This window comes from Enterococcus sp. DIV1089c (genome assembly GCF_050530965.1).
Classification (GTDB): Bacteria; Bacillota; Bacilli; order Lactobacillales; family Enterococcaceae; genus Enterococcus_B; species Enterococcus_B hirae.
This window is the reverse complement of the sequence record NZ_CP172888.1, coordinates 1,401,184-1,427,769: the sequence shown is the minus strand read 5'-3', so window position 1 is coordinate 1,427,769 and position 26,586 is coordinate 1,401,184. Positions and strand designations below refer to the sequence as shown.

Genomic DNA, 26,586 nt, shown 5'->3' with positions numbered 1-26,586 from the left:
GTGAATATCTGTGGAAGTGACTGTTTTAGCAATAAATGCTATGAATAATTATTATCGTATTGCTGATCAAAGGAAGAAACATAACTTGAGTATAAAAGAAAAGATTGCTTCTAAAGACCCAACACTCTTTTTCATAACTGAAGTTTCACAAGATTGTGAAGTTGAAGAGTTTGATTTGCCAGAGTATAAAATCTTTGGATTACCAGCTAGCAGAGAAAAAACATTGGGAAGTGTAGTAGGGATTAAAATAGATACTCTCAAGGATGATTGTTCTTTTGAAGACTATAGTGCAAAATGGTTTATTCATCGTGGGGTGCAAGTTGATTTTGTCCTGAAAAATGATATGTTCTTAAGTGTTCTTGGAATATATCCTGCTAGTTTTGGTTCTAATTTTTGCCCTGAAATCTTTACTAGAATGATTGATTGGATTGATTCACAAGTAAAAAAAAGAACGAATTTTATCGTAGCTGGGGATATAAATTGTGATACAGATTCTAAGGGTGTAAATTTTCCTCAGTATGATTTCACACATCTAAAAATACTTGCTAATCAATATGATGCTTGGCTTGATGGAAATGCAATTAAAAAAGGAGAATCCACAACCAACCCGTCTCAAAAAACAAGAATTGATAGAATTTTTACCAATCTGACTATTAAATATATAGAACACTCTTGGAACGAATTTGAAAGTTTAAGTGATCATGCTGTGATTTTTTCTGAATTGCAACTCAAAGATGTAGCTGACAATTAGCTTATCAGATTTTTTTTGTTATTTTTTTGAAACTCAAATAAGACAAGCCGACTTTGAAAATAAAATTCCTATCAAAAGTACGCCACGCAACTTGAATACGACCAGAAAACTAATTATGATGCTTCATTATTAATAGAGCAACTATCTCCATTTTAATACCATTGAAATATCAACTATCTTCAATCAACATCAATGAACTTAAATTTCTAAAGAAAGCAACTTTCTTTCAAAGAGAGTTGCTTTTTTGCATTCTCAATTGTCTTTATTAGTGTAAAGAAAAAATGACCTTTGAAAATTGAATACAAAAATCTATCAGTACTTTCCATTTGCGGGGAGCATTTCCTAATTACGCCATGATGAGTAATCGGAGCGATAAATAATTCAGAAAAGAATTGTCGAATTAGAGCCATAATCTGCAAATGTAATAATGATACTTCCGTAACCAAATCGGCTCGCCATCACTGGGGAGAGGTGAAAATCCTATGTGCTTTTGACATGAGCAGCTGGTAGATGAATAAATTTTTTTATAATTTGTAACTTATGTTTTTTCGTGAGGCGCTGACATAGGAAAGAGAAGGCGATAGAATGAAAACAGCCACTCGGCAAGATATTATCAAGTTGGGATTTTCGCGGTATTACGCTGACAAGATCTTCAGGGAATGCAAAGCTCTTTTGGTCACTAATGGGTATTCTTTTTATCGAAATAGCAAGATTAAAAGGATACCCGTGAGTGTCATTGAAGAGGTCTTACACATTTCTTGGGAGGATGAATACTGATGAGAAGAGTTGCAAATGTGTACAAAGACGAGAAGAGAGGAACGTGGTATTTTTCATTAACTTTGGGTTATGATCGTTTCGGAAAGAGAATTCAACCCACTAGAAGAGGATTTAAATCGCAAAAAGAAGCAAAAGATGCGATGGAGGAATTGAAAAAGAATTATTCTGATTCTCAAGAAGTTTATTTACAAGGGATTACTTTTCGTGAGTTTTATAAGAAGTATTTTTTTCCGTGGTATAAACTTGGGACGGTTGAGAAAACCTATGTAAAAACCGATAAGACTTTAAAACGTGCTTTAGCTTATTTTGGAAAAATGCAAATGGAAAAAATTCGACCGATTCATATTCAAGAGTTTCAACAATTTCTTGTTCAAGAATGTTCTGTCACGAATAAAGAAGGAAAAATACGTCCGCTTTCGAACAATTATATTAAACAGATTTTTAATAAGTTACGGATTATTTTTAAGCGTGCGGTAGTTTTGGAAGTCATTGAGGAGAATCCGGTAGACACTATTGGGAAAATCAGAACCCAGCGATCGGTTGTGGCATTTTGGACTGTTGATGAATTTAAGAAAGTATACAATTGTTCATATCGATGTGATTTCCAAGAAGAATTTTATAAACGAATGATGCGCTTTTTATTCGTGACTGGACTAAGAAGTGAAGAACTTTTTGCGCTACAATGGCCAGATATTGATTTTCGCAAAGGAACTTGTAGTGTGAGTAAGTCACTTTATATTCGAACAAGAACGGATTATGATTTCTCAGATACTAAGAATACTTCAAGTATCCGAACGATTACTCTAGACAAGCAAACGATGGAAGACTTGAGGGAATGGAAAGAGTCTCAAAAAACAATTGGGGATGACTTGGGTTTTATTTTTACCTTTGATGGTTTACCGCCATCCCCAAAGACATTTTTAGGTCGAGTAAAAAAATTAGCTGAAGTAGCTGGTGTCAAACCGATTCACTTACATGGTTTACGACATTCTCATGTGGCATTTTTGATTGAACATAATAACAATATCTATGCTGTATCAAAGCGTTTGGGGCATTCTTCTGTTAAGACAACTTTAGATAAGTATGGGCATCTTTATCCCGATACCAATCAAACTTTAGCAGATGAGTTTACCAAATTTGAAGTGTAATTTTTTTTGCGATTTACTGCTGTCAAATTACTGTCACGAGCCGTTTTTAGCCGATTTTTGAATTTTCGATGTTGATATACCGGGTTTTATAAGCTAGTTGTCGGAATCGAAGATGGATGAGGATGAACCGAAGAAATAGTAAAGGATCTAGCCATTGAGCTAGACCTTTTTTATCTGTTTTTCCCACGGTTTTCCCAGGCTCTTTGTCAAATGATGTTGGTAAAGAGAAATCTTAGAATAATTTGGGGCAGAAAGAAGAAAAACTTCTTTCTGTTCTTTTTATTTGGTTAAAATAGTTTTACCGTGTCGATTCATGATCCGTCGTTTGAAATGATAAAAATTTCGAAACCCATAAGCATTGCTTTTAATACTTTAATATGGTTGTTTAAACATTCGAGTGGTCCGTTTGAATAACTGTAGCGGAGGGCGTTTTGGATCTGCGGCAGAAACTTTTTAAATGTTCGCAAAGTTGTCGCATAAGTTTCAGGTAGCTGGCTGACTTCTCTGGATAAACAGTCCTCAAATAGTGAATGATCTCTTTTCTTTTTAAGATTGATGACATCTATTTAGAGCTACTTGAAAGAGTAGCTCTTTTTAGTTGCTTTTGATTAATCTATTTTATAAAAAATAGATTGTATTTCTATTCTGCCATTTTTGGTTAAATATAATGTTTTTATTATTAGGTAATATTTTTTATATTAGATATAACAAAAAAAAATAAAAAAACTTAATTTAATAGATTATAATTATAGTGTGCTACAAGATATTTCATGTTGTATTCGCATTACTCAGGTTAAACTATGTAGCACAAAATAAATTTTGTAGTAACTACGATCAACCTCACAAAGATCTCCTGTATTTTACTGCGATTTATTATCTATGAGACTACTCATAAGAGTAGTCTTTACATAAAAAACTAATAAAGAAGGTATCACTATGTATTATGTAGAAGTACAAACACGAGAAGTAAAAAACAAACAATATGTCAAAAGTGTAATCAATAATTATCCACTATTAGGATCATGGAAAGAGGCTGAACCATTTTCAAAAGAATGTGCATTGCAAATAAAATCAGTTTTAGAACAAGAACTAATTTGTGGAAAAGCAATAGTCAATATAGTAGAAAAATAATATTTATTAAAGTTTTAAGTAAATGATGTAATATTGTAATTAGTGGCGTTAGTTGTTTATTTTCAATTTCAATTTTTTCATCCTTTAATTAATCATTCTAAATATTTACTCCAAATTTTGTATTAAAAAGTGTATCAAGCAGTTATCCTTGTGTTACCATTGCATCCGTGTTATAGTAATTAAGTAATCTAATTTGAAACGTAATCTGAGCGATATATTCACACTATAAAAACTCCTTTTACCAAGTAATATTAATTGCAACAAAACACGTATTATATACGTATTAGGAGGAAATATATATGAATAACGGTACAGTAAAATGGTTTAACTCAGATAAAGGTTTTGGATTTATCACTGGTGAAGATGGAAATGACGTATTTGCACACTTCTCAGCTATTCAAGGCGATGGATTTAAAACATTAGATGAAGGTCAAGCTGTTTCTTATGATATTGAAGAAGGACAACGTGGTCCTCAAGCGGTAAATATCGTAAAATAATATTGAACTTTAACCATCTCAATCGAGATGGTTTTTTTATATAATGGCTCATAAGCATCCGGTCGTATCATCGAGTCTTACAAGGAAGATTGTATGTACCTAACCAAAGAAGCGTAAAGTAGGTAAGACAGCTGAATAAAGTGGATGTCGCACTTTAGAGGAAACGTCCAAGATCGTCTTCTAGACGATGAGACGATAGAGAAGCTCGAATGACTTTATGAACAGGATAAAAAAACTAAATAAGCGTATCTATTCTTCTGATACATTAACGAAAATTATTAATGATGTGATATGAAGTAAGAAAAGCGTTTGAAAATTGAAAACAGCAGTAAGGGGAGGAGACACAACAGGCATTTATTTAGAAAAAAGATAATCAACTAGTGATTATCTTTTAGAAAGTTACCAATTAATTTGATGACACTGCTTGAAAATAAGATAAGAGCAAATCCCAAAATATTTATGAAAAGGTTGAAATCAAAAAAAATAGCATTAAGTATAACAAGAATCATTCCGGTGTATACCAATATATTAGTGTTAAGTTTGCTGAGAAGTGTCATGTTTTTCCTCCCTATCACTTTAAAAAAAGTGTATCTCTTATTAAATTTATAGTCAATGCTCAGTGAGTAATGTAATTAAATAATCGATAGAAATAAGGGAATAAGAATCAAAATTGAAAGACGGATTTTATAAAAGTGCATACAGAATTGGAGGATTGGTAGCAGATCTTCCAACTAAAAATTCTAAACAACACAAGAAAGTAAAAGTTGGTGATAAGCGTCGCTGTATTCCAAGAAAAGATTTCCCTTGGATTTTCTCATTTGTTGGTGAAGTAAAAAAAATAGATGCCTATTCTGTAATGGTAAAAATCATATCTACTCATGTAGAAGACGTTCATTTAGTTAATGTTTACAGAGGAAGAACGATTGTTCCTATGGAAATAATCGGAGTGTTAAAGACCTGAAAAAAATCAAAAGTTCGTTTGATATTATAAGAGATTTATTAGGAGGGTATGATCAGTCCTCTTGCAGATATAGTGACGTAGACTAGCAAAAAAATTATAAAAAAGCACTCATCCTTTATTTGGTTGAGTGCTTTTTTTGTTCATTAAGATATCTAACTAGACCATCAAGATTCTTTTCCACCGCTTCTGCCAATAAAAGCATCGTGCCAATTTTGACATTTTTCCAATCATCGGAATTGTTCAAACGGGTTAGACTACTCGCTGTGATACCTGTTTTTTTACTCACTTGATAGTTGCTTTTGAAACCAAAATCTTTTTTGTACTGATCAAACCAATTCATATTATCACCTACTTAATTTTATAATATAGATATCTTAACCTACTCATCACTAGCGTTGCTATCGAATGAAATAAGAACAGGTTCACTATAATTTTCATAAATATTATAACAGATTGAGGAATAGTTATTCTCTTTTTCGAAAGAACTGATAGCCATTTAACGATTTCATGCTTCCCCTAATCCTTGAACTGAGCGATTACTACTATTATCACTACTCAATAAGAATAATAGACACGATTGCGCTGATATTTATATGGGGTTATGCCTACGATCTTTTTGAATACGGTTGAGAAATGGCTCTGGGTGCTAAATGATAGTTCTTCGGCAATTTGATTGATGGACTTGTTAGAAAATAATAAAAAGTACTTGGCCTTTTCAATTTTCTTCAAATGCATGAAATCTTTAAAATGCATCCCAACTTCTTTATAAAATAACCTTCCCACGTATTTTGAATCCCGATTTAAAACATCGCAGATATTTTTTAAAGAAATAGCTTCATACAGATGATTTTCTACATAGTTAAGAACACATACAGTAACAGGGCTATAGGTTTTTTTAGGAATATTGGTTGGATGAGCCAAAAAGTCATGAATGGCTTGCTTAGCTAATGTTTCAAACTTATTGATATCACGAATTTCCTGTAAATATTCATAGTACTGAAACTGTCTATTAAAAACTTTGCTTACCGGTACACCTTTTTCAACTTCCACTCGTGTAAGTAATGTAATGAGCGCACAATAAAAACATTTAAGTTGATCGCTTGTAAGGCTCTTATAGTAATATTTGATAAATAATTCAAGTGTTTTTATTGCAGCTAATTTATTGCGATCTTTTACATGAGAAAAGAGCAGCAACTCTAACTTATAGTATTCTTCAATATCGTAAAAAGTATTATAAGAGAATGTTTGTGATTGGTAAAATTCTTCTAGATTTAATTGCTTATCGTCGATTTTTTTGGTGAATGATGATTTGCTAATATAAATAGATTTGTAAGGATTTGTCTGAATTCTTGTGTGGTATCCTCGGCTTCTTTTAAACCAAAATTTACCTCAGCCATGAGTAATGGGCCACAGGTAATCTGCATATAACCTGTCTCCGATGAACTGTCACTATATAAAAAAGTTCCATAGATTTCTCGTTTTATATTATACATTTGAATAGCAGAAAGCTGATTTTCTTCTGTTTTTAGTGTTTTTTCAACCACACTGACGGGAATGCCTAGTTTTTCTGTTATGGATATTAATGAAATAAGGATTGGCGACATACTAACACCTCCATTCAAAATATAAAACACTTTCTTAATAAAAGAAACACTTTTTTGGTATATCTATTCATAATCATTGTTTATACTATGGATGATTAAAGTACTTGATCAAAAAAACATTTATTTAAACATAGTAGAATGGAGTATTGAGTAATGAAAAAATTCGAAGCGTTTTTAAACAATAATTTGTTGCCGCTTTCAGCAAAGATGCAAAACAATAATATCTTAGGAGCACTATCTGAAGGATTTATTCGAACAAGTCCAGCGACGATTGGATCTGCGTTCATTTTAATTTTGGCAAATTTCCCGATTCCTGCTTGGCTTAAATGGTTACAGGACATGAACTTAGCACCTGGTCTAGCCGCTGTTAGTAATGCCTCTATTGGTCTAATGGGTTTGTTTGCAGTTTATAATATTGCGTATGCATATGCGAATCGCTTAGGTGTCCATTCACAAAATGCAGGTCTAATTTCTCTCGCTTCATATTTTATTTTAATCCCTCAACAAGTTGTTACGCATGTCAACGATGGGGGAAAATGGGTGGAATCAACAGTCAATGCTGTGAAATTTGATTATTTAGGAGGACAAGGTATTTTCGTAGGAATGATCGTTGCAATTGGAATTACCAAATTGTATTCTATCTTGTCAAAGAAAAATTTTACGATCAAATTACCAGCATCAGTGCCACCAATGGTTTCTGATTCCTTAGCACCGACGTTTATTGTGACCACGATTTTCTTATTTGTATGTGCCATTCGGATTGCTTTTTCGTTTACTGATTTTGGAGATATCTTTACTTTTATTACAGAAATGATTAGTGCACCGTTGAATAGTTTGATGGCTAATCCAGTATCAATGATTTTTATTCAAGTATTGATTGCTTTCTTGTGGTTCTTTGGTATCCATAATGCTGTGTTATCTGGACCACTTTCAGCTGTAACCTTAACAATGATGACTGCTAATATCGATGCTTATACCAATGGCAGCACGTTGCCTTTTGCCATGGCTTCTCTCGTGTATGGTGTTTGTGGAGCTGCAGGAAATGCGCTTGGTCTGGTTATTTGTTTATTCTTCTCTAAGTCAGCTCGCTATAATGAAATGTTTAAGTTAGGTGCGTTGCCAACGATTTTTAATATTACCGAGCCGCTAAACTTTGGGATTCCGACAGTAATGAATCCAATCTTTTTCTTACCATTAGTTTTAAGCCCACTTGTTGCAGGTTTTGTTTCTTGGGGATTAATGAGTACGATTTTGCCAATTCCCTATAATCCTACGGCAGAAGCGATTCCTTGGACAACACCAGGATTTGTTAAGTTTTCATTGATTAGTAACTGGCAATTCCTGTTGATTTACATTATTATCACGGCAATTGTGGCATTGATTTGGTTCCCATTCGTTAAAGTCGCTGATATGAAAGAGCTACAGGAAGAAATGAAAAATAAATAATTGTTAGGAGTAAATCCAGTGTTAGGAATTTCCTTATATCCAGAAAAAGCTTCATTTAATGAAATGAAAAACTATTTAGCTTTAGCAAAATCGTATGGCTTTCAACGTGTATTCTTGAGCTTGCTTCAAATTGATCGGAACAATGTCAGTGAGTCCATGGAAAAATATTTAAAAATAATCAAAGAAGCAAGAGAGCAAGAATTTGAAGTAGCCATTGATTTTATCCCACCAATATTTGATCTTTTAGGAGAGTCTTATAAAGACTTAACATTTTTAGCTGATTGGGGAATTAATTGTATTCGCTTAGATGCTGGTATGACAGGGAAAGAAGAAGCTGAAATGACTAAAAATCCTTATGGTATCAAGATTGAATTAAATATGAGCAATTATTCTCATTATCTTGATCAAATTTTGGGTTATGGTCCGAATCGAAAGCAGCTTACTGGTTGCCATAATTTTTTCCCACAGCAATATACAGGGCTATCCAGAAAGCAGTTTAAGCAGTATTCAATAAAATTCTGTCAAAGTTATTTAACGACAGCAGCATTTGTTACTTCTCAGTCCGGGGAACATGGTCCTTGGCCATTACAAGAGGGGCTTTGTACCTTAGAGGAACATCGTCACCTACCAATAGGAATACAAGTGAGGGATCTTTTACAAAGTGGTCTAATAGATGATGTCCTGATTGGTACGATGTTTGCCTCAGAAGAAGAATTACGTCAAGTCAGTGAAGCTGCCAAAGATTCAATGAAAAAAATAGATATCACCTTAGTGGAAGATATTACTGCATTCGAACGACAGCTCTTATTTGACTACACGCATAACTATCGAGGAGACTCTTCGGATTATATGATTCGTTCAACTAGGCTTCGCGCTAAGATTGTAGATAAACCATTGCCTAGCAATCACCCAGTTCAGATGATCAAAAAAGGGGATATTCTCATTTTAAATGAGGCTTATGGGCAATATAAAGGTGAAGTTCAAATTGCTTTGAAAGATCGCCCTGGTGATAAAAAAATCAATCTTGTGGGGCATATTCCGGAAGATCGGTTATTTGAGATGAAAAACATACAACGCTTTGAAGATTTTAGATTTTGTGAGGTGAACAAACAGTATGACTAGCTATTACTTAGGTGTCGATATCGGGGGGACCTTTATTAAATTAGGGATAGTTGATTCTACAGGACAGATAATAAAAAAAGAAAAAATCACTAGTACAAATGATATGACACAAATTTTGACCGATTTGAAAAATTATTTAAACGAGCAACAACAGTATTTAGATATTTCTGGTGTAGGAATTAGTTTACCAGGAGTGATAAATCATGATGGAACGATGCAAACAGCAGGCTCCATAAAAAAATTGATTGGCTTGAACGTTAAAGAAATTGCTCAAGACCATTTACAACTACCAGTGGAAATCATTACTGATAGTAAAGCGGTTGCCTTAGCTGAAGGTTGGCTTGGAAATGGGGCGAACTATAGTAATTATGTCTGCGTGACTTTAGGCTCCGCTATTGGAGGGGCGATCGTGATTGATCGTAAGCTTTATTGGGGGCAAGGTGGTTTAGCTGGTGAGTTCGGTGTTTCTTTAATGGGTAGAGAAAATCAGGAATATAAACTGGATTCTACTTCATTACATGCGGGTGTTGTCGGCGGTTTATGTCGCAAATACAGCTTAGCGATTGGGAAAGAAGTGAAGGATGCCAAGTATATCTTTGATTTGGCCGCACAAAAAGATGCATTAGCTAAATAATATGTAGATGAATTTTTAGATGATGTTGCCCGACTTCTAACCAACATTAGTGTGTATATAGCACCCGAAGCTATTTTGATAGGAGGAGGGGTTAGTGGAAATTCTCAGATTATGGCGGAGATACAAGCAGCTTATACAAGAATTATTCATGAGTACCGAGTATTATCCAGCGTTCAAATGCCCCAAGTCATTCCTTGCAAATTGGCAAATGATGCCGGTGTAATTGGTTCAGTAAAACAAATCATAGATATGCAACAGATAGGTGATAATCAATGACAGCTCTTTTTGATATTAATTTTTTCCAAAACATTGAATATGAACACGACAATGAAGGTGATCGTCCCTCAAAGACAGAACCATTCAATCGGTGTGTCACAAGCTCCCGAATCTGAAACTTATAAAATTTTATATTTGCTTCATGGAATGACTGATGATCATACAATTTGGTTAAGGCGCTCTAATATCGAGCGTTATGTCTCAGATAAAAATATGATCGTAGTAATGCCAAATGTACACTTGTCATGGTATACAGATACAAAATACGGGCTGAATTACTGGAAATTCATTTCGGAAGAATTACTACAGATTTGTCATGAATTTTTCCCATATATTTCCTCAAAAAGAACTGATCATCTCGTTGCTGGACTATCAATGGGGGGATATGGCGCGATCAAACTAGCGATGAAACGTAGTGATTATTTTGCCTATGGAGCTTCATTGTCTGGCGCATTAGATGTGGTTAACGGGTTAAAGAACAATAAGCAGCAGTCTTTGACTGGGCAACCAATGTCTGACCAGGAAAAACTCTATTGGCAAGGGATTTTCGGAAATTTTGCACAAGCGGAATCAGAAAATCTTTTTACAATGTTGGAAGCGGGTCTCGGTAAAGAAGCAACGAACTATTTTGCTTGCTGTGGCTATCAAGATTTTTTATATGACCATACAAAAGCTTTTGAAAAAGAATGTCACAAGAAAAAGTACCAATTGACAACCGATTATTCTAATGGAAGTCACGAATGGGGCTATTGGGATAAACAAATTTTTAAGGTACTAGACTGGTATGAAGAAAATGAAAAGGGTGTAGAAAATGGAACATCAAAAATTAAATGACTTCCCAGAAGACTTCTTGTGGGGCTCTGCTTCAGCGGCCTATCAAGTAGAAGGTGCTTATGATGAAGATGGCAAAGGAGAATCTGTTTGGGATAAATTCGTAAAAATTCCTGGTAAAACATTTAAAGGAACAACAGGAGAAATTGCAGTTGATCACTATCACCGTTTTAAACAAGATATTGCATTAATGAAAGAACAAGGCTTGAAAACTTATCGATTTTCCGTGTCGTGGACTCGGATTTTTCCTAACGGCAGAGGAGCAATCAATCAAGCTGGTTTAGCCTTTTATCAACGTTTAGTGGATGAATTGATCGACAATGACATTGAACCTATGTTGACGTTATATCATTGGGATCTTCCTCAAGCATTACAAGAAGAGTATCAAGGATGGGAATCTCGAAAAATTATCGAAGATTTTACCAACTATGCCCAAGTATTGTTTGAAGCATTTCGTGGAAAAGTTCATTATTGGATAAGCTTGAATGAGCAGAACATATTTATTTCCCATGGGTATTTGTTAGCTGCTCATCCACCAGGAGTTAGTGATCCTAAGCGTATGTATCATGCAAATCATATGGCAAATCTTGCAAATGCAGCAGTAATCAATAAATTTCATGAATTAGAGATGCCAGGTAAGATTGGACCAAGTTTTGCTTATTCTCCAAACTATGCCATTGATAGTAATCCCCAAAACGTTCTTGCTGCAGAAAATGCGGAGGATCTACTTGCAAATTTTTGGATGGATATTTACATGCAGGGGCGTTATCCGCTAGCTGCTTTGCGCTATTTAGAAGAAAAGGGCTGGGCACCTGAAATTGAACCAGGAGATATGGCGTTGTTAGCAAGTGCCAAACCAGACTTTTTAGGGATCAATTATTATCAGTCAACAACCAATGGATTTAATTCGCTAACAGGAGTTGGTTTTGGTGAAATGAATACGACTGGTAAAAAAGGAACTTCTGGAGAAAGTGGTCTTCCAGGAGTCTACAAAAAAGTCCCAAATCCTTTTGTTGAACGAACAAATTGGGATTGGGAGATTGATCCAAGTGGGCTGAGAATTGCTTTAAGAAGAATTGCTAGTCGTTATCAAACACCCATCATCATTACTGAAAACGGGCTAGGGGAATACGATAAATTAACTGAAAATAACCAGATTCATGACAGCTATCGAATCACGTATCTCAAAAATCATATTCAAGCGATTCAAGAAGCTTTAACAGACGGGGTCGAAGTTTTAGGTTATTGTACTTGGTCATATACTGATTTACTTAGTTGGTTAAATGGCTATCAAAAGCGCTATGGATTTGTATATGTTGATCAAGATGAGTGGCAAAAAGGAAGCCTTAAGCGTTACAAAAAAGACAGTTATTTTTGGTATCAAAAGATCATTGCAAGTAATGGCAGCAATTTGGAAGGGGTATAACCATGGGCATTTTAGCTTTAGATTTTGGGGGTACATCGATCAAATACGGACTTTGGAAAGAGGAATTGATTGAACAAGGTGTGACGCCACTGCCCAAAACTTGGGAGGAAGCTTTAAAAGCAATCGAAAAAATTTTGGAACGTTATCGAAACGATGGGTATCTGATTGATGGGATAGCAACTAGTGTACCTGGAGCTGTGAGTCAAGAAGAAGACAAAATTTATGGATTAACGGCAATTGATTACATTCATCACAGAAGTTTCACTCAGGAGCTATCTGATTATTTTCAATTACCTGTTACTATGGAAAATGATGCGAATTGTGCTGCTTTGTCAGAAATATGGAAAGGGCATGCAGATGATGCTCAAAGTATTTTATATTTTGTTTTTGGTACAGGTGTAGGTGGTGCTATTATCCAAAATAGACAAATTCAGGCAGGAAAACATCAATTTGGGGGAGAATTTGGCTATATGATGCTAAATGAAGAGGGTTCATTTAGTGAATTAGCAAGTATTGTTCGTACAACTGCCTTATACAATCAACGTCAAAACCAGTCGATTGATGGGCAAGAATTGTTCGTACGTGCAACAAATGGGGATGAATTAGCAAAATATTTAATCACACAATTTTGTCGGTATAGTGCTAGAGGTATTTATAATTTGATGATCAGTTTTGACCCAGATAAAATAATTATTGGGGGAGCCATTTCCAGTAACTCATTATTTATCACGAAGATGAAAGAAGAAATAGAATGTTTACGGACGCGGACAGGAGCACAGCGAGTGGAAACTGAGATTCTACCTTCAAAATTTGGAAATAATGCCAATTTAGTTGGTGCTGTGTACAATTTTATGATCAAAAAAGCTAAGTAAAAAATCGTCTATCGTTCACAAGTAATATTTTTTCATAATCAATATATCCGAATAGAGAGATGTCAGAGCTTCTTCACTGTAAGCGAAACACGTCTTGCTATTCGGATATTTATTTTGTTTGTGTGAAACGAATAAAAGATAAGAGAGTTAGAAAATCAAAAAATGGCAGCTGGAGTAGTTCGAGTTGTTCATCTAGTCTAAAATTAATTGATCAGATTATAAATGGAATTAGAGCTAAAAGCATGTTTGAACTTTTGTTGACTATTCATAGTTTTGTTTTAGTTAATAAATCGTAGTTTTATAGAAAGAAAGAAAAAAATGGCTCTTATCTAGGGCTTTTTATTTTGGACAAAATATTATAAATAATGTTACCCGAATGGTAGATTTTTCTGATTGTCATGGGAGAATGGATTTAGTTTTGTGACTTGAAAAATGACTCGTTAATTTCATATGAATTGATCGTAAACCAGTGTATGCTATAATCCAAAACGTTAACGAACAATGTCTTTTGAATGTTAAGAAAGTTAAAAATATTTAAATTGGTGGTAATTGAATGCAAACTTTTTTGACGAAAGCCTCCCAAAAAAAAGTGAAACTAATTCACTTTTTACTTGAAGCGGACAATGGGTATACGATGGATGAGATACAGCAATATATAGGAGGATCTGTTAAATCAATTTCTCTTTATATGAAGGAATTATCAGAGCTGTTTGAACAGTTTAATGGGAAAATTGTTTTACAAAATGAGAACAATCAGCGCTTTTGTATCCAAAAGGAAGAAGACTTTCCCATATATAGTATTTATCTTCCCTATTATAAAGAATCATATAATTACCAATTAATCGATTTTATGTTCAAATATCCCGAAAAAAGAATCGAAGACTTTGCAGAAAAACAATATACGAGTACATCTACCGTTTTTAGATATGCTAAATTATTAGTTCCTTACTTTAAAAGATACAAGATCGGTTTTCACTCGTTTAAACTGGAAATAGAAGCCGAAGAGATCAATATCAGAAGTTTTTATTACTATTTTTATTGGGAATCAACACGAGATGGTCACTGGCCCTTTTTGATTGATTGTGACAGGATCATGAAGTATGTTCAATGTTTTGAAAAAACCTATGGATTTAAATTAGATGCTTTACAAACGAAAACGCTGAGTTTTTGGTTAGCGATTATACTTGAAAGAACTAAGAAGCAGATTATTTCACTAGATGAAGAGGTGAAATCAACAATCGAGAGTGATCCAAACTTTGAATTGGTCTCGATGTGGTTGAAAGAAAGCCAGTTACTATTGCCAGACAATGAACGATATTTTCTATATCGGGTAATCTATGCTTTCGGTATTGTTGAGGGAAAGGAGTGCTATGAGCAACAAGCGGTGCGTGCTCATACAAGAAGTCAAAGTTTAGCCTATCGTTTAGTTGAATTGCTCAGTTGTTCGTTAAAAGAAGTCTTTGATTACGACTTTGATCGAAGAAACCAGAACCATTTGTTTAGCTTGATTGCGTTTTATGAAAGAAGCTGTTTTTTCTGGGGGAATCCCGATGTTTTTTTCAATAAATCATATATATCTGAAGTAGAAAAGCTTGATCCTCAAATTTGCCGAATGGTTCAGAAGTTTCATGACTCTATGATACAGATAGCTCCCGCAGAGTTATTACCCCATTTAAAGAACACGCACCAGCTGTTTTTAAATTATTACTATTTGCTGGATTATTATGGACTGTTACTCAAAAGTATTCAACCAATAAAAATTTTGCTCACGGATGATCTACATCGTCCTCATCGATTATGGTTAATGAATAAAATCAAAACATTGTTTAGTAATGTTTATGCTCTTTCTTTTTTTGATTCTGAAACCAAATTTGAAGAGGTTGATTTAGTAATCTCAAATTATTTCTTGGATACGAAAGATACACCGTTACTGTTAATGAAAAACATTCCGACAGAACGTAACTGGCGAAATCTTGAAAAAATTTTATATGAGTTGCATAGAGAAAGAACTACAAACAAATAACTATTTTTTTTTAAACTTATCAACAATCAAAATTTTCAAGGGTTTATTTGTCAGAGTCTGAGACATAAAACTCACACTTTACTCTAAACGATGTTTAAGCATCAGCTCCTTGAAATAAGCCGAAGAATTCCAAAAATAGGAAAACTGTCTTTGGATTCTCCGGTTTTTTCTCAAATCTGGACATATCACGACCTTTTTTTAATCGAAAAATAGATTGAGTCAATCAGCACTTTTGGATTTGATCGTAAATGGCTTAGCTGAGAATAAGTCGAATTGGCACCTGTTTTCAATCAATTATTGCAGTATCAATAGGAAATCAAATGAGAGACGAAACGTTTTTCAAAAAAGTACTTCTAATTTTTTTCCAGATTCCGGAATTTTTTTACTGTTTTTTTCCTCATCAAGAAATGGAAGAATAGTTGTAGTCGCAATTGCAGACTAATTTTTATTAGGAGGAAGAGAATTATGAAGAAACAAGTTGTTAGTATAGCTGGACTTGCCTTATTGGCATTAGGGACATCTAGTTCCGTGGTTTGTGCAGCTGAAAATGAAGGACTAACAAGTCAAGTCACAAATAAAACAAATGTAACTTTGAAGGAAGGGTCGGGTAGTGATATTCAGCCAGTGGTACCAGATGATACCCATGATGACGATCCAAGCACAGGAGCGAAAGGCTCATTGTCTATTCCTTTCGCATCAAACATTACTTTTGGTGAACAAGAAATCCAACAAGGAGATGCGGATTATTTTGCATTGAATAAAAAGCCATTTGTCCAAGTGAATGATACTCGTGGGGGAGCGAAAGGCTGGACATTAGGTGTATCTATCTCACCATTTACTTCAACAGATAAAGATCACTCGGAGTTAACAGGCGCACAGCTATCTTTAAGCAATGGTCAAGTAGTAACGAAAAACAACTCATCCAAAGCACCTCATTTGGTAGAGTCAAAAGATCATACATTTGTTCTAAACGAAGTCAATCAAACCGTTATGTTGGCTCAACCAGGCGAAGGTGCAGGGGCTTTTGCTGCAGTATTCGAAGGAACAGATGGCAAGAACGAAAATGTGAAATTACATGTTCCCCGGGCAGGTGTGGAAGCAAAAAATTATACAGCTGAGATTACTTGGACGTTAAGCGATGCTCCAGTATAAATTTAGGCCGGGATGGGGATGGATAGTCTCCATCCTTTTTATGACAAGTTTACTGTTTGCTTGCCACCCTGCCTCAGTTTTTGCTGAAAAAACAGAAGTGAACTTTGAAGCTAAGGCTGTCTTGCCAGAGAATCAACGTTCAGAAGCAAGCTATTATGATCTTAAAGTTGAGCCTAACCAGTCCCAAGAGTTGACGATAAAGCTTAAAAATACCAGCTCTGAAAAGATAAAAGTCAAAGTAGCAGCCAATAATGCGACTACCAATAAAAATGGGGTGCTAGATTATTCACAACATGATCAAAAATTATTAGGTGGTCCTTCTTTAGAAGAACTGATTTCAGGTCCTCAAACGGTTGAACTGAATCCGAATGAAGAAAAAGATGTCGTGTTCCAATTAAAGATTCCGTCAACTGGATTTGAGGGGACGGTTCTGGGTGGTTTTTATTGCTATGAAGAAAAGAATAAGGCAGAGGACCAACCAACTGGATTTAGCTTAGCAAATAAATTTGCGTATACAATTGGTATCCAACTCCAATGTTCAGACAAAAAAATTGCTCCTGAACTAAAACTCTTGGAGGCAAAGCCAGGATTAGATAATGGTTATTTAACAGTCTATGCAAAATTGGCAAATCCACAACCAATGATTATGAGTCAATTGGATCTTCATGCTTTCATCACAAAAAAGAAACAGAAAGAAGTACTGCACGATGTTAGTAAGCTGGTTTCTTTAGCACCACGAAGTACCTTCAAATTACCGATTAGTTGGGAAAATGAACCTTTAAAAAAAGGAGAGTATACGTTAACTACCGTTTTGAAAGAAAAGTCGGGGAAAGTTTGGACGTTGAAAAAAGACTTTACGGTAAAAGGAAAAGATGAAAGTCTTAACAACAAAACGGTAAAGCTTAAAAAATCGAAGAACAATAACTACCAATACTTATATGGGGGGCTAATTGTTTGCTTACTCATTATTGGCTTGCTACTGTGGCATATTACAAAATTGCGAAGGAATAAAGGAAATTAAAGGAAGTGGCACATTGATGAAAAAACGATGGCTCAATATACTCTTACTGGTTTTCTTAGTGGTTTTCCCACGAATTGGTTTAGCTGATAGCCAGGTCAATAGTCAGGTAGGGATTCGTTTTTACGAACCAACGAGTGCGCACCAAATTGTCCCAATGGAAAAAGTTCTTAATCCAAATGAGAGAAATAGACCAGTTACTGATGGACAAGCGAAGTCTGAAGAAGCTGGAAAAATAAAAATGTATCCCAAAACAAACCAATCTAACCATCATTTATATCTCTTTATTGGTGTAGCTCTATTGACTTTAATCATCCTGTATTGGTGTAAAAAGAGGAAAAAATTTGTTCGTAAGTTTAATAAAATTTGGTTACTTCCTTTTTTGTTAGGGTTGATTGGCATATTTCCAAAAGAAGTTCGAGCAGCTGGAAGTATTACAAATCTTCCGTATTTCAGATATGCAAATACGATAGAAACTCCCGCCAATAACACATTTATGATGCATTATGGTAGTTTTACAACTGTGGAACAAGTTAAAGGTCAGTATTCTGGGAAGTGGCTGGTTGTCAATCAGGAGAATCCAGAAAGTAGTGCGTTGATCAAAAATGTTGGCTTTTTCAATGGGAAACCAGTAGATGTTAAAATAATAATGAAGAAAAAGGATGGACAAGCAGGAGGAGAGATCGGTATTGGCAATCCAAAGAGTTTTTTAGATATCGATATCTCTGGCGAAGTCTTTCTTACTTATGAATTTTTCGATCAAGCGGGGAATGCTTTTCCAATTGAAACTTCTTTTAATTATTTTGGGATCAATCGAAACAAGTATATCGGCTATAATCATATCGGTAAGGTGGCAAAATATCTTGTTGCGAATAATCCAACAGATATCAGTTACCATACGTGGAGTGATGATCATTCTTTCTGGACGTATTTTGAAAATAATTTTTCGAAACCATGGGGGCATCCTACACAAGAGTTCCAGATTATCACTAAACCAGTAACTAAAATAGAAACGGTTGTTAAAAACTTAGATAATAGGCCATCCTCTCTCATGTATGAAACAGATTTTTTGGCTAGTCCAGAGTTTCCTGCTGCTGAAGCAGTGGATAAGCGTTTTGATAAGGAACAACAAAAGGTTACTTTAAATGCGATGCAAACCATACCGAATGTGGGACATGGGAATAAAATGAAAGATTTATCTGTGGCTTTTTCATTGGATGATGTGACAGCTCACTCACAATATAAGATTAAAGATTTTAATGTAGTGAAGTTTGATGGGACGGACATTAGTGATCTTTTTGTGGGGAATCAAAAAGAGGATCACTCCTATCAACTAACGTTAAAAGACCCTAACAACGAAAATCTTTATGATACAGTTTTGAATTATCAACTTAATCTTGAGTGGATTGGGAGTAAACAAAATCCGGTAGATAAAACAAATTTGAAAGAAGACTATTTAAACATTCCTTTCACTGTTACTACACAGATTAATCACAAACAGAAAGGAACGAGTTCTGCGTATTCTTCTGTATACTACGTGGGGAAGGTCATACTGAATTACTTGGATGAAAATAACCAACAACTTTCTGATCCTAAAATCATTTCAGGAATCATAACAGATTCTTTTGATCTATCACAAGAATATCCAGAATTGAACGGATATTATCCAGTCAAGGAAATAGTGGAAAGTGATCAAGGAATCTTTACTCCAGAAGAACAGCAATTCGTTCATCATTATAAGAAAGGTTCGCCAATTGAATTTACTTTGATGCCTAAAGAAAATCCTTTACTGTTTTCTCGTTTCTCAAAAACAAGAGAGGTGACGATTCATATTTCTTATGAAGAGAAACAGAATTTATCATTTATGGCGAAATGTGGAGATGAAGTCTTAAGGTTAAAGGACTATCCAAGTTCCGAAAACGAGATCCAAGATAAAGTGAATGTTCAGCTTCCTGAAAATTGGTTGAACAAGGAAGTTGCTTTTTATATGGAAAACGTAAAAGGACAAAAATCAAAGGAAGAGAGCCGTCAGGTTTTAATTGATCACGGGGTTAAGCTTAGATTACCGGAACAGTTGACGTTTGGGGAACAACAGATTCCGGGTCAAGATCAATCGGTACAAGCAACGAATCAAAAAGAAATTCAGCTTATCGATGAAAGTGTGTTGGAGAAGAGTCATTGGCACGTTAAGTTAAAAGAAGAACGACCTTTAACTAACCAAGAGAATGACCAGTTGCATAATGCTCTTCATCTGCAGAGGAGTGGAGTGGATCAAACGATTAATGCAGAAGACCAATTGGTTTGGCAAGGAGAGGGTAGCGCGAGCTTTACTGATCATCATAAGATCCAGTTAAATTTACATCCTTTTTACAAAACTGGGGCATATCAAGGAAGCCTAATTTGGACACTAGAAGATGCGCCAGGATAAGATGGTTTTGACCAAACGATTCTTTTTTTATAGTCCCTCATAAGAAAAAGGATAAACGCAAAGGACACGAGTCAGAAAATAGTTGATTCGTGTCCTAAGCTTTGGTTATCAAGAGACTTATCAACGACTTTGTCGTTCGATTACTCCAACTAGAAGAATACAACCGAGGTTTATAAAATGATATGCGTGAACTATGAAATACGATCGAAAAATTAGTTCACTTATGTAATATAAATTTTATGTAATATATAGAATTTAGTATTAGGAAGGATGAGATGAAAAAAACTAAACAAAACTAAATGAACGCAAAATACACAAACTGTTCAAAGCGATAACAGATAGTGACTATTTAAAAGAAGGACAGTAGATACTCGCTATTTCTGAACTTGTTTTTCACCAAAAAACGACGGTTAACCATATCAATAGCTAACCGTCGTTTAACTTTTTTCCTAAAATGGCCTGATATGAATCTATAAACTAGACTGTTGCTTTAAATTTAGCCGCTTTTTCGATAGAAACTAATGGGCTAAACTGAATTTCGATGTCTCCAGTTTGATTCAGACCAAAATGAGCAGTACAATCCATTACTTTATCAGGAGCAACTGATCCCATTGTATTGTCATTTGGATAAGAAGAAGCTTTTTTATCGTCTGAGCCATAAACTTCTACATCCATTCCTACAGGAAGGTCATTTTGACCATTGTTTTTAATTGTGTAAGTAATCTTGACTACTTGAGCAGGTTGTTCATCTGCAAATTGATTTCTTTCGTCAGTAAGTTCCACACTGTTTAATGTGTACTCAGCATCGCCAACTTTTACAGTATCTCCAACTTGGTAAAAACTTTCTTGCGCTTCTTTTGAAGAAGAGCTTGATGTAGCTTCTTTAGTAGAACTTGTTTTTGTCACTTTTTCTCCGCCGTTATCACTTGCTTTATTGTCATCTGAGCCACCCAGTGCAGATCCAATTATTGCTACAAGAATGATTGCTAGTACCCAAAACCAAACTTTTTTATAAAATGGCTTTTTCTCCTTTACTACGTAATGTTTGCCATCTTCCCCTACAACACTTTTTTTAACCATTGTTTCCTCCATAATAATTATCTAATTTACTCCCGCTTAATGGCAGGTAGTGATAGTCGCCAAAATATAGATATCTTGTGTTTCATTTATTAAGACATCTATACTACCAAATATTCAGTTTTTCACAAATGAAAAGCCTCAAAAAAACACCTAACAGTTCGCATCAAATAAGAATATTCATTTTTTACTTACATATAGTAACATGATGTGTTTGATTTGGAAATATGTAATTATAAAATTTGTTATTTTTTATTATTCGAAAGATCATGTTAGGTATCGAGAAAGTAATAGAGAAGTAGGATTATCAAAAAAATGTAGGAGATGATAAGCATCTATTGATAAGTGGTTAATGTCATTTATGTGACAAATTTGAAAGATAAATAAATGGAAAAAAAGCTCAAAAAAGATAAAATAAGTTAAATTTATTGATGAGGTGAGTTTATGAAAAAGGGAATATTCGGGGTTATTGTATTAATTTTATTAGGAGTTGGAGGATTTTTCGGTTACAAATATTATAGCGAAACGTATAAAACAACTACTGCATACACTAAGATTCCAACAGAAGTGCCAGAAAAAACGAAATCAAAGAACAGCGATGGGAAAATCATTGCGGGTGAATATAGTTACCATTATGACGTGACTTTTGTAAAAGCTGATGGTAAAGCAACCAAACGAACATTTAGTGTGAGTGGAGAAGCACCACAACCATTGAAACCAGGTAGTTACGTGCAAGCTGACATCAGTGACAAAAGAACAAGTTCTCCTAGAGTAATTGCAGAAGAAAAGATTCCTAAAGAAATCAAAAATAAAGTAGACGAATTAAATTAGTTTTCAAAAAAATGAAAGAGACGATAAAAAGTCTGATTCAAAATCAACTATTAAATCTAGCCGGAGCATGTACTGGTTAGATTTTTTTGTTGGTCAGTTATTCCATGTGATGGACCATTGACGCAATTTGATGGAGAAATAGATTAGCAGGGGATTGTCCAAATACGCATTCTAGGATTCACGAATGAAATTTTGACAAAAAATCATTAATATGGTTTATTAAGAATAGAAAGATGAGGTGAATGAAATGGATAATGACCAGAGGTACTCTAAGCTTGCTAAGGATAAAACCTTTGTAACTTGGGGAATGATTCCGGTAGTCGGCTTTTTTGGACTTTTAGTGTCGTTGATGATTTTCATTTAAATATCTTCAAATAGTTAGGTGAGGCTTCTATGTAAACATAAGCTACTGCCCAAAAATGTCGAGAGACGCCAATGGGTAGAACAGGGATTGTCGATAGCAAGGCTTTTCTTAAGGTAGCTAAGTGCAAACTTTACGTTGCATAGTGCCAAAGCTCAAACGTGACGTAAGTCAAACGAAAACGGTAGCAAAAGCATCAATCAGTTCTGAAGACAGGATAAAAAAATGAAACGTTGGTAGACGTTCAACATTTATCCTGTCTTCAGAATAGATGCTGGAGCACCGTTTATTTGTTATTTTGCAGCAGGTGTTCCAAAAATTTTTTTACTAATTTTGTTTAGGTTAGTTTTTTAGGCTGTAAGATTATTTTTATTACATCGATTGAATATCGCTGGACACCTTGCATAGTTTTCTCTGTTAGAATGCCAGTAGTTACAGATTTTAAAAAGTGAAAAATAATATTCTTGTCATTAAAACAAGTGAGCTATTTCTTCTTTTTGATAATAATGAAAACAAGAATGGAATAGAAGATGGTGGAAAAAGCGAGTCCTTTAAGATAGAAATCGAATAATTGAACAGGTTGACTATAGGAATATTCTAAAATTTGGATCATAAAATAGATAGACGGAAAAGAGGAGAGAAGCATTAGTATGTCATATTTGTTCCATTTTGTATAAAGAGACAAAAAAAGAATAATACCAATAAAAGGGATCCAAAACAGTAATTTACTCATCGTAATCATATGACCCATCCTTATACAGCCTTTGCATAATTTAGATAATAGCACGTAGTATATAACCGACAAAGAGTTTTGTATTACCTTGTCCAATTTTTAATTGTATACTCATTAATGGCGGAATAAGTTAAGGAGAGAACTGAATAAAGTGAGGTAAATAGACGACAAAAAAGCACCTACCATTGAATGAATAGGTGCTTTTAAAGTGAACTAGAACTGTAATCGTTCATTTGGGGTTTTCACTCCTATGCGGATTTTTTCAATTCTTGCACTGCTTGTTCAATCGTCACTCCAGTGGCTACTCGATTTTCATTTGTTTTATCAAATACCACAAATAGATTCAAATCAGTATTTAGAGTTACACGATATTGTAAGTCTTTGTTATAGAATGTCATAATCATTCTCCTTTCTTAAATTCTTGCGAAAGGCAACGAAACGTTGATAACGAAATTCCATTTATTATTATAGCATAAAGAAGAAAACTTTGCTAATTAAGGATTGTTTAACTTTATATAGAAGATAAGATAAACAGGATAGAAATAGCCTATTCGCTTTAATTAAAAAACTATAAAAAAAGTAGAGATTTATTCTTGTGTTTCTCATTTATCTATGCTATATTAAGTAAGTAATCTATTTTGAAACGTAATTTGAGCTAACTATTTTAGTTTATGACTCCTTTTGCCTATCAATAATTTATTGCAATAAAATCGTACGTTGATACGTATTAGGAGGAAATATATATGAATAACGGTACAGTAAAATGGTTTAACGCAGACAAAGGTTTTGGATTTATCACTGCTGAAGATGGAAATGATGTTTTTGCACATTTCTCAGCTATCCAAGGTGACGGTTTCAAAACATTAGACGAAGGTCAAGCAGTGACTTTTGATATTGAAGACGGTCAACGTGGCCCTCAAGCAGTAAACATCGTAAAAGGTTAATACTGTCATAATAAAAACTACTCTTTCATTAGAGTAGTTTTTTTGTTTTTTCTTAGTAAAGAAAAATGCTGCTCTGCCGCTCAAGTGAATACTATTGAGGAAGGGATACGGGCCTCTCCCTATTCAATAGCGAAGAATCGTGATCGACGAATGAATGTGTCAGTCAGACAGTTTAAATGAATCCTAATATAATGAATATGAGAGTGAGAAAAGGTTCATACTCTCATATTCATTGCGTTTATTTGAATCAATAAATGAGGAAAATCTGATGAACTTTTAAGAATCCGTAGCTTTTATATGGATTAAATCAATTCCTTTTTGTTTAAGGTTTGTTAAACAGATCATCAGGTAGTTCTCGTCATGCTCAGGATAAATAGGTGAAGTTTGTTTTTGAGGAGAAAGATAAGTATAAGGATCACAGGCTTTCCCACGGTACTCCGGGACAGACCATTCTGGAGAAGGAAGATAATGGCGCTTTTTCATTTCAGTAAGAATAAGTTGGTGATACTGATAAAGCTTGTAAGGGGAATGTTGGAAGACATAATCAACTGTTGCATGCTTTCTTCCCCAACCATTACCTCTTAATGCACAACATTCTCTATGTTGACCTAATAATTGTTTTCTAGGAAGCAAAGGGATTAATTCTCCATGCCATAAGCGCATTTACTCACTCTCTTTCATTTAGATTAGATGGTTTAATTAACGCGGTCTGGTTTTTCTGATCGTCCGATCAAATAGTCAACAGATACATTATAAAAATCCGCAATAAAAATTAGATCGATAGCGCTCGGACATCGTTTTCCCTGCTCTAATTGTAGATAAGTTTCCAACGGGAGTGAGGTTTGTTCAGCCACTTCCTTAACGGTTAAATTCTTTTTTTTTCGGAGATAATCCAGCCGACAGCGTAGTGTATCTAATAAAATCGCTTCTTCAATACTCATAAATTCGCTCCTTTTGTCATTCAAATAAATTCATCGATCAATGCTTTCTATTTAAATAAACCAAATAAGCAATTGGTAATAACAAAGCTAGAATCAAACCAATCAGTTCTGCTACGAATAATTGATCTGGTTCAAAATACTGATAATTTAAGATTTTATATGAAAAAAAGATTGCTGGTAACGTAAAAAACGCTAAAATTAGGCGTTCCTTGTTCCAGTTGATTAAGTAACAAATAATAGGGATAAGAATTAAGGTAGGAATAAAAAAATAAGTCGACTCAATGTTATCATAGTACTAACTCCTATAGATTTCGTATTTAAATAATCATTGATTTTCAGTCGTAGGTTAACAACGAACAACCACTTATACTAAGAGGTGGAAAACACTTCGAAAAGTGATTACGACTTAAATAATCATAAGAATAAAAAAACAACCCAAATACAAGATAGCACGTTCCGAGTAACAGAACAAATAATATGCTACGTGTTTGAAAAAACAAATGATTCAAGCAATTTATATACCAAGTGATAGAGCATTTGTGGTGAAGAGGGAGGGGGAGAGCTGGAAATCGTCTGATCCAAATAGAATATTTGTTATTTAATGGAATGCTTTTGGATTTTTATTAAATAAGCTTGTTTCGGATTTTTATTCATGCTATAGTAGATATAAGTTATTTTTATATCTTAAAATTTTTACTGTACCCTTAGCTCAGTTGGTTAGAGCTGACGGCTCATAACCGTCCGGTCGTAGGTTCGAGTCCTACAGGGTACATATTAAAGCGCTCGTTTCTTTAAACAATGATTAGATAATCATTGTTTTTTTATTTTGAAAAGTTGCATGCTTTTAGAAATGACTAATAACTGACGTTTCAACTATTGTTTATTGGAGATGGGGAACCTCATTTGATATTTTTTATAAACGCTATAGGAAGTTTAGTAGTAAAAATATCCTAACCGTTACTTTCCACAAAGTGAGGGAACGATCAATACAAATTTTAAGAAATAGATAGTACGAACAAAGAAAAGCCTTTAGTAAATAACGAAATAAAACGCCCACAAAGTTAAATGTTGTGGGCGTTTTATTTTCGGTTACTTCAACTCAACATTAAAATCTTTGAGTAGTTTTAGCGCTTGATCGCCATGCTTATTTTCAGAAACAAAAGCTGTATCCACTAAAAAATCAGCTTCTGGAAATACACTTTGTAAAGCAATGGTATTCGATAAGACACAGAGATTCGTTTCTGTACCAACGACTTCAATGTGCTTTTCTTTTTCATCTTGGTCAAAAGCTTCTTGTTTAATCTCAAGTAAGCTTTCCGGTGGCATCGTGAAGTAGTATTTCTTGACGACTTTTTCATTTTCTTTAGGAGCAAGTGTAGGAATGATTTGCAAATCTTCGCCTTCTTCATCCTGCTCTTTTCGCTCGACTGGTATATCTCTGGTAAAAAGAATATATTCGTTTTTTTTACGTGCAGCTTCTAAACGTGAGTGGATTTCTTTGATTAACTTATCTGCGTGCTGAACATAATATTTACTCTCAGGATCTAGAATATGATTTTGCATATCGACGATTACTAACAATTTTGTCTCCCTCCTTAAACC

General features: G+C 34.4%; 26 protein-coding genes, 1 tRNA gene, 2 pseudogenes and 1 riboswitch. Of the genes and pseudogenes, 20 read left to right on the top strand and 9 right to left on the bottom strand.

Annotated elements, in window-relative coordinates; all coding sequences use genetic code 11:
• The first annotated feature begins 10 nt into the window (after window positions 1–10).
• The 3 genes from IGL30_RS06760 to IGL30_RS06750 all read left to right on the top strand — a co-directional run bounded on the left by IGL30_RS06760 (window position 11) and on the right by IGL30_RS06750 (window position 2,676).
• Window positions 11–751, top strand: a complete 741-nt coding sequence (locus IGL30_RS06760; protein ID WP_002390828.1) for an endonuclease/exonuclease/phosphatase family protein — start codon at window positions 11–13, stop codon at window positions 749–751.
• A 585-nt stretch (window positions 752–1,336) separates the two neighbouring features.
• Window positions 1,337–1,528: a DUF3173 domain-containing protein gene (locus IGL30_RS06755; RefSeq protein ID WP_016171849.1), complete on the top strand. Its 192-nt coding sequence runs from the start codon at window positions 1,337–1,339 to the stop codon at window positions 1,526–1,528.
• A complete protein-coding gene (locus tag IGL30_RS06750) occupies window positions 1,528–2,676 on the top strand; it encodes a site-specific integrase (protein WP_002390827.1) in 1,149 nt (382 codons plus the stop codon). Before IGL30_RS06755 ends, IGL30_RS06750 begins: the two co-directional genes overlap by 1 nt.
• 279 nt (window positions 2,677–2,955) lie before the next feature.
• Here the strand turns inward: IGL30_RS06750 and IGL30_RS06745 are convergent.
• Window positions 2,956–3,239 (bottom strand): annotated as a pseudogene (locus IGL30_RS06745) (transposase); the annotation flags it as partial.
• 373 nt (window positions 3,240–3,612) lie between these two features.
• Between IGL30_RS06745 and IGL30_RS06740 the strand changes: the two are divergent.
• The 3 genes from IGL30_RS06740 to IGL30_RS06730 all read left to right on the top strand — a co-directional run bounded on the left by IGL30_RS06740 (window position 3,613) and on the right by IGL30_RS06730 (window position 5,265).
• Window positions 3,613–3,807: a hypothetical protein gene (locus IGL30_RS06740; protein WP_123874744.1), complete on the top strand. Its 195-nt coding sequence runs from the start codon at window positions 3,613–3,615 to the stop codon at window positions 3,805–3,807.
• Between the two features lie 299 nt (window positions 3,808–4,106).
• On the top strand, window positions 4,107–4,304 hold the full coding sequence (locus IGL30_RS06735) for a cold-shock protein (protein ID WP_010718754.1): 198 nt from the start codon (window positions 4,107–4,109) through the stop codon (window positions 4,302–4,304).
• A gap of 670 nt (window positions 4,305–4,974) precedes the next feature.
• Window positions 4,975–5,265: a hypothetical protein gene (locus IGL30_RS06730; RefSeq protein ID WP_123874746.1), complete on the top strand. Its 291-nt coding sequence runs from the start codon at window positions 4,975–4,977 to the stop codon at window positions 5,263–5,265.
• Window positions 5,266–5,380: 115 nt separating this feature from the next.
• Here the strand turns inward: IGL30_RS06730 and IGL30_RS06725 are convergent, their stop codons facing one another.
• The 3 genes from IGL30_RS06725 to IGL30_RS06715 form a co-directional block, all read right to left on the bottom strand.
• Window positions 5,381–5,605: an XRE family transcriptional regulator gene (locus IGL30_RS06725; RefSeq protein ID WP_088745746.1), complete on the bottom strand. Its 225-nt coding sequence runs from the start codon at window positions 5,603–5,605 to the stop codon at window positions 5,381–5,383.
• Window positions 5,606–5,820: 215 nt separating this feature from the next.
• The gene (locus tag IGL30_RS06720) at window positions 5,821–6,315 is read right to left on the bottom strand and encodes a helix-turn-helix domain-containing protein (protein ID WP_185068135.1); all 495 of its coding nucleotides are present in this window, start codon (window positions 6,313–6,315) and stop codon (window positions 5,821–5,823) included.
• A gap of 221 nt (window positions 6,316–6,536) precedes the next feature.
• Complete coding sequence (locus IGL30_RS06715) at window positions 6,537–6,869, bottom strand: hypothetical protein (protein WP_014834623.1); 333 nt, start codon at window positions 6,867–6,869, stop codon at window positions 6,537–6,539.
• A 153-nt stretch (window positions 6,870–7,022) separates the two neighbouring features.
• Here IGL30_RS06715 and IGL30_RS06710 point away from each other — a divergent pair, with 153 nt between their 5' ends.
• The 11 genes and pseudogenes from IGL30_RS06710 (at window position 7,023) to IGL30_RS06660 (ending at window position 20,097) form a co-directional block, all read left to right on the top strand.
• On the top strand, window positions 7,023–8,315 hold the full coding sequence (locus IGL30_RS06710) for a PTS sugar transporter subunit IIC (RefSeq protein ID WP_088745744.1): 1,293 nt from the start codon (window positions 7,023–7,025) through the stop codon (window positions 8,313–8,315).
• A gap of 18 nt (window positions 8,316–8,333) precedes the next feature.
• Window positions 8,334–9,437 (top strand): DUF871 domain-containing protein, encoded by a 1,104-nt coding sequence (locus IGL30_RS06705; RefSeq protein ID WP_088745743.1) that lies wholly within the window; start codon window positions 8,334–8,336, stop codon window positions 9,435–9,437.
• Window positions 9,430–10,071 carry an ROK family protein gene (locus IGL30_RS06700; protein ID WP_123906391.1) on the top strand — a complete coding sequence of 214 codons (642 nt, stop codon included), beginning with the start codon at window positions 9,430–9,432 and terminating at the stop codon, window positions 10,069–10,071. The genes IGL30_RS06705 and IGL30_RS06700 overlap by 8 nt, the downstream gene beginning before the upstream one ends.
• A gap of 15 nt (window positions 10,072–10,086) precedes the next feature.
• Window positions 10,087–10,347: pseudogene (locus IGL30_RS06695) on the top strand (ROK family protein); the annotation flags it as partial.
• Window positions 10,348–10,386: 39 nt separating this feature from the next.
• Window positions 10,387–11,181, top strand: coding sequence for an alpha/beta hydrolase (locus IGL30_RS06690; protein ID WP_249509704.1), 795 nt, complete (start codon window positions 10,387–10,389; stop codon window positions 11,179–11,181).
• Complete coding sequence (locus IGL30_RS06685) at window positions 11,159–12,604, top strand: glycoside hydrolase family 1 protein (RefSeq protein WP_123874747.1); 1,446 nt, start codon at window positions 11,159–11,161, stop codon at window positions 12,602–12,604. The genes IGL30_RS06690 and IGL30_RS06685 overlap by 23 nt, the downstream gene beginning before the upstream one ends.
• 2 nt (window positions 12,605–12,606) lie before the next feature.
• Window positions 12,607–13,476, top strand: a complete 870-nt coding sequence (locus IGL30_RS06680) for an ROK family protein (RefSeq protein ID WP_123874748.1) — start codon at window positions 12,607–12,609, stop codon at window positions 13,474–13,476.
• 553 nt (window positions 13,477–14,029) lie between these two features.
• Window positions 14,030–15,499 (top strand): helix-turn-helix domain-containing protein, encoded by a 1,470-nt coding sequence (locus tag IGL30_RS06675; RefSeq protein WP_088745740.1) that lies wholly within the window; start codon window positions 14,030–14,032, stop codon window positions 15,497–15,499.
• A gap of 465 nt (window positions 15,500–15,964) precedes the next feature.
• Window positions 15,965–16,651 (top strand): WxL domain-containing protein, encoded by a 687-nt coding sequence (locus IGL30_RS06670; RefSeq protein ID WP_088745739.1) that lies wholly within the window; start codon window positions 15,965–15,967, stop codon window positions 16,649–16,651.
• 40 nt (window positions 16,652–16,691) lie between these two features.
• Window positions 16,692–17,672 (top strand): DUF916 and DUF3324 domain-containing protein, encoded by a 981-nt coding sequence (locus IGL30_RS06665; protein WP_249509705.1) that lies wholly within the window; start codon window positions 16,692–16,694, stop codon window positions 17,670–17,672.
• A gap of 16 nt (window positions 17,673–17,688) precedes the next feature.
• Complete coding sequence (locus IGL30_RS06660; protein ID WP_123874749.1) at window positions 17,689–20,097, top strand: MucBP domain-containing protein; 2,409 nt, start codon at window positions 17,689–17,691, stop codon at window positions 20,095–20,097.
• A 477-nt stretch (window positions 20,098–20,574) separates the two neighbouring features.
• Here the strand turns inward: IGL30_RS06660 and IGL30_RS06655 are convergent, their stop codons facing one another.
• The gene (locus IGL30_RS06655; protein ID WP_088745736.1) at window positions 20,575–21,177 is read right to left on the bottom strand and encodes a DUF4352 domain-containing protein; all 603 of its coding nucleotides are present in this window, start codon (window positions 21,175–21,177) and stop codon (window positions 20,575–20,577) included.
• Between the two features lie 441 nt (window positions 21,178–21,618).
• On the opposite strand from IGL30_RS06655, the gene IGL30_RS06650 reads away from it, so the two are divergent.
• Window positions 21,619–22,005, top strand: a complete 387-nt coding sequence (locus IGL30_RS06650; protein ID WP_010719069.1) for a DUF1093 domain-containing protein — start codon at window positions 21,619–21,621, stop codon at window positions 22,003–22,005.
• 367 nt (window positions 22,006–22,372) lie between these two features.
• A riboswitch (M-box (ykoK) riboswitch) is annotated at window positions 22,373–22,541 on the top strand.
• An 806-nt stretch (window positions 22,542–23,347) separates the two neighbouring features.
• Here the strand turns inward: IGL30_RS06650 and IGL30_RS06645 are convergent.
• A complete protein-coding gene (locus IGL30_RS06645; RefSeq protein WP_010719071.1) occupies window positions 23,348–23,497 on the bottom strand; it encodes a hypothetical protein in 150 nt (49 codons plus the stop codon).
• Between the two features lie 345 nt (window positions 23,498–23,842).
• Here IGL30_RS06645 and IGL30_RS06640 point away from each other — a divergent pair, with 345 nt between their 5' ends.
• A complete protein-coding gene (locus tag IGL30_RS06640; RefSeq protein ID WP_010719072.1) occupies window positions 23,843–24,043 on the top strand; it encodes a cold-shock protein in 201 nt (66 codons plus the stop codon).
• Between the two features lie 276 nt (window positions 24,044–24,319).
• Here IGL30_RS06640 and IGL30_RS06635 read toward each other — a convergent pair whose 3' ends face one another.
• On the bottom strand, window positions 24,320–24,706 hold the full coding sequence (locus tag IGL30_RS06635) for a TIGR02328 family protein (protein WP_088745735.1): 387 nt from the start codon (window positions 24,704–24,706) through the stop codon (window positions 24,320–24,322).
• A 32-nt stretch (window positions 24,707–24,738) separates the two neighbouring features.
• Entirely contained in the window at window positions 24,739–24,984 is a 246-nt protein-coding gene (locus IGL30_RS06630; protein ID WP_010719074.1) for a helix-turn-helix domain-containing protein, read from the bottom strand.
• 698 nt (window positions 24,985–25,682) lie between these two features.
• On the opposite strand from IGL30_RS06630, the gene IGL30_RS06625 reads away from it, so the two are divergent.
• A tRNA-Ile gene (locus tag IGL30_RS06625) sits at window positions 25,683–25,756 on the top strand.
• A gap of 317 nt (window positions 25,757–26,073) precedes the next feature.
• On the opposite strand, the gene IGL30_RS06620 is transcribed toward IGL30_RS06625, so the two are convergent.
• Complete coding sequence (locus IGL30_RS06620; RefSeq protein ID WP_088745734.1) at window positions 26,074–26,565, bottom strand: isochorismatase family protein; 492 nt, start codon at window positions 26,563–26,565, stop codon at window positions 26,074–26,076.
• Window positions 26,566–26,586 lie beyond the last annotated feature (21 nt).

What these genes read in the sequence shown, in the direction of transcription:
- IGL30_RS06755 (WP_016171849.1), top strand. Translation starts at nt 1,337, where the DNA reads ATGAAAACAGCCACTCGGCAAGATATTATCAAGTTGGGATTTTCGCGG.
- IGL30_RS06750 (WP_002390827.1), top strand. Translation starts at nt 1,528, where the DNA reads ATGAGAAGAGTTGCAAATGTGTACAAAGACGAGAAGAGAGGAACGTGG.
- IGL30_RS06740 (WP_123874744.1), top strand. Translation starts at nt 3,613, where the DNA reads ATGTATTATGTAGAAGTACAAACACGAGAAGTAAAAAACAAACAATAT.
- IGL30_RS06735 (WP_010718754.1), top strand. Translation starts at nt 4,107, where the DNA reads ATGAATAACGGTACAGTAAAATGGTTTAACTCAGATAAAGGTTTTGGA.
- IGL30_RS06725 (WP_088745746.1), bottom strand. Translation starts at nt 5,605, where the DNA reads ATGAATTGGTTTGATCAGTACAAAAAAGATTTTGGTTTCAAAAGCAAC.
- IGL30_RS06715 (WP_014834623.1), bottom strand. Translation starts at nt 6,869, where the DNA reads ATGTCGCCAATCCTTATTTCATTAATATCCATAACAGAAAAACTAGGC.
- IGL30_RS06710 (WP_088745744.1), top strand. Translation starts at nt 7,023, where the DNA reads ATGAAAAAATTCGAAGCGTTTTTAAACAATAATTTGTTGCCGCTTTCA.
- IGL30_RS06700 (WP_123906391.1), top strand. Translation starts at nt 9,430, where the DNA reads ATGACTAGCTATTACTTAGGTGTCGATATCGGGGGGACCTTTATTAAA.
- IGL30_RS06690 (WP_249509704.1), top strand. Translation starts at nt 10,387, where the DNA reads ATGAACACGACAATGAAGGTGATCGTCCCTCAAAGACAGAACCATTCA.
- IGL30_RS06685 (WP_123874747.1), top strand. Translation starts at nt 11,159, where the DNA reads ATGGAACATCAAAAATTAAATGACTTCCCAGAAGACTTCTTGTGGGGC.
- IGL30_RS06680 (WP_123874748.1), top strand. Translation starts at nt 12,607, where the DNA reads ATGGGCATTTTAGCTTTAGATTTTGGGGGTACATCGATCAAATACGGA.
- IGL30_RS06675 (WP_088745740.1), top strand. Translation starts at nt 14,030, where the DNA reads ATGCAAACTTTTTTGACGAAAGCCTCCCAAAAAAAAGTGAAACTAATT.
- IGL30_RS06670 (WP_088745739.1), top strand. Translation starts at nt 15,965, where the DNA reads ATGAAGAAACAAGTTGTTAGTATAGCTGGACTTGCCTTATTGGCATTA.
- IGL30_RS06665 (WP_249509705.1), top strand. Translation starts at nt 16,692, where the DNA reads ATGACAAGTTTACTGTTTGCTTGCCACCCTGCCTCAGTTTTTGCTGAA.
- IGL30_RS06660 (WP_123874749.1), top strand. Translation starts at nt 17,689, where the DNA reads ATGAAAAAACGATGGCTCAATATACTCTTACTGGTTTTCTTAGTGGTT.
- IGL30_RS06655 (WP_088745736.1), bottom strand. Translation starts at nt 21,177, where the DNA reads ATGGTTAAAAAAAGTGTTGTAGGGGAAGATGGCAAACATTACGTAGTA.
- IGL30_RS06650 (WP_010719069.1), top strand. Translation starts at nt 21,619, where the DNA reads ATGAAAAAGGGAATATTCGGGGTTATTGTATTAATTTTATTAGGAGTT.
- IGL30_RS06645 (WP_010719071.1), bottom strand. Translation starts at nt 23,497, where the DNA reads ATGACATTCTATAACAAAGACTTACAATATCGTGTAACTCTAAATACT.
- IGL30_RS06640 (WP_010719072.1), top strand. Translation starts at nt 23,843, where the DNA reads ATGAATAACGGTACAGTAAAATGGTTTAACGCAGACAAAGGTTTTGGA.
- IGL30_RS06635 (WP_088745735.1), bottom strand. Translation starts at nt 24,706, where the DNA reads ATGCGCTTATGGCATGGAGAATTAATCCCTTTGCTTCCTAGAAAACAA.
- IGL30_RS06630 (WP_010719074.1), bottom strand. Translation starts at nt 24,984, where the DNA reads ATGAGTATTGAAGAAGCGATTTTATTAGATACACTACGCTGTCGGCTG.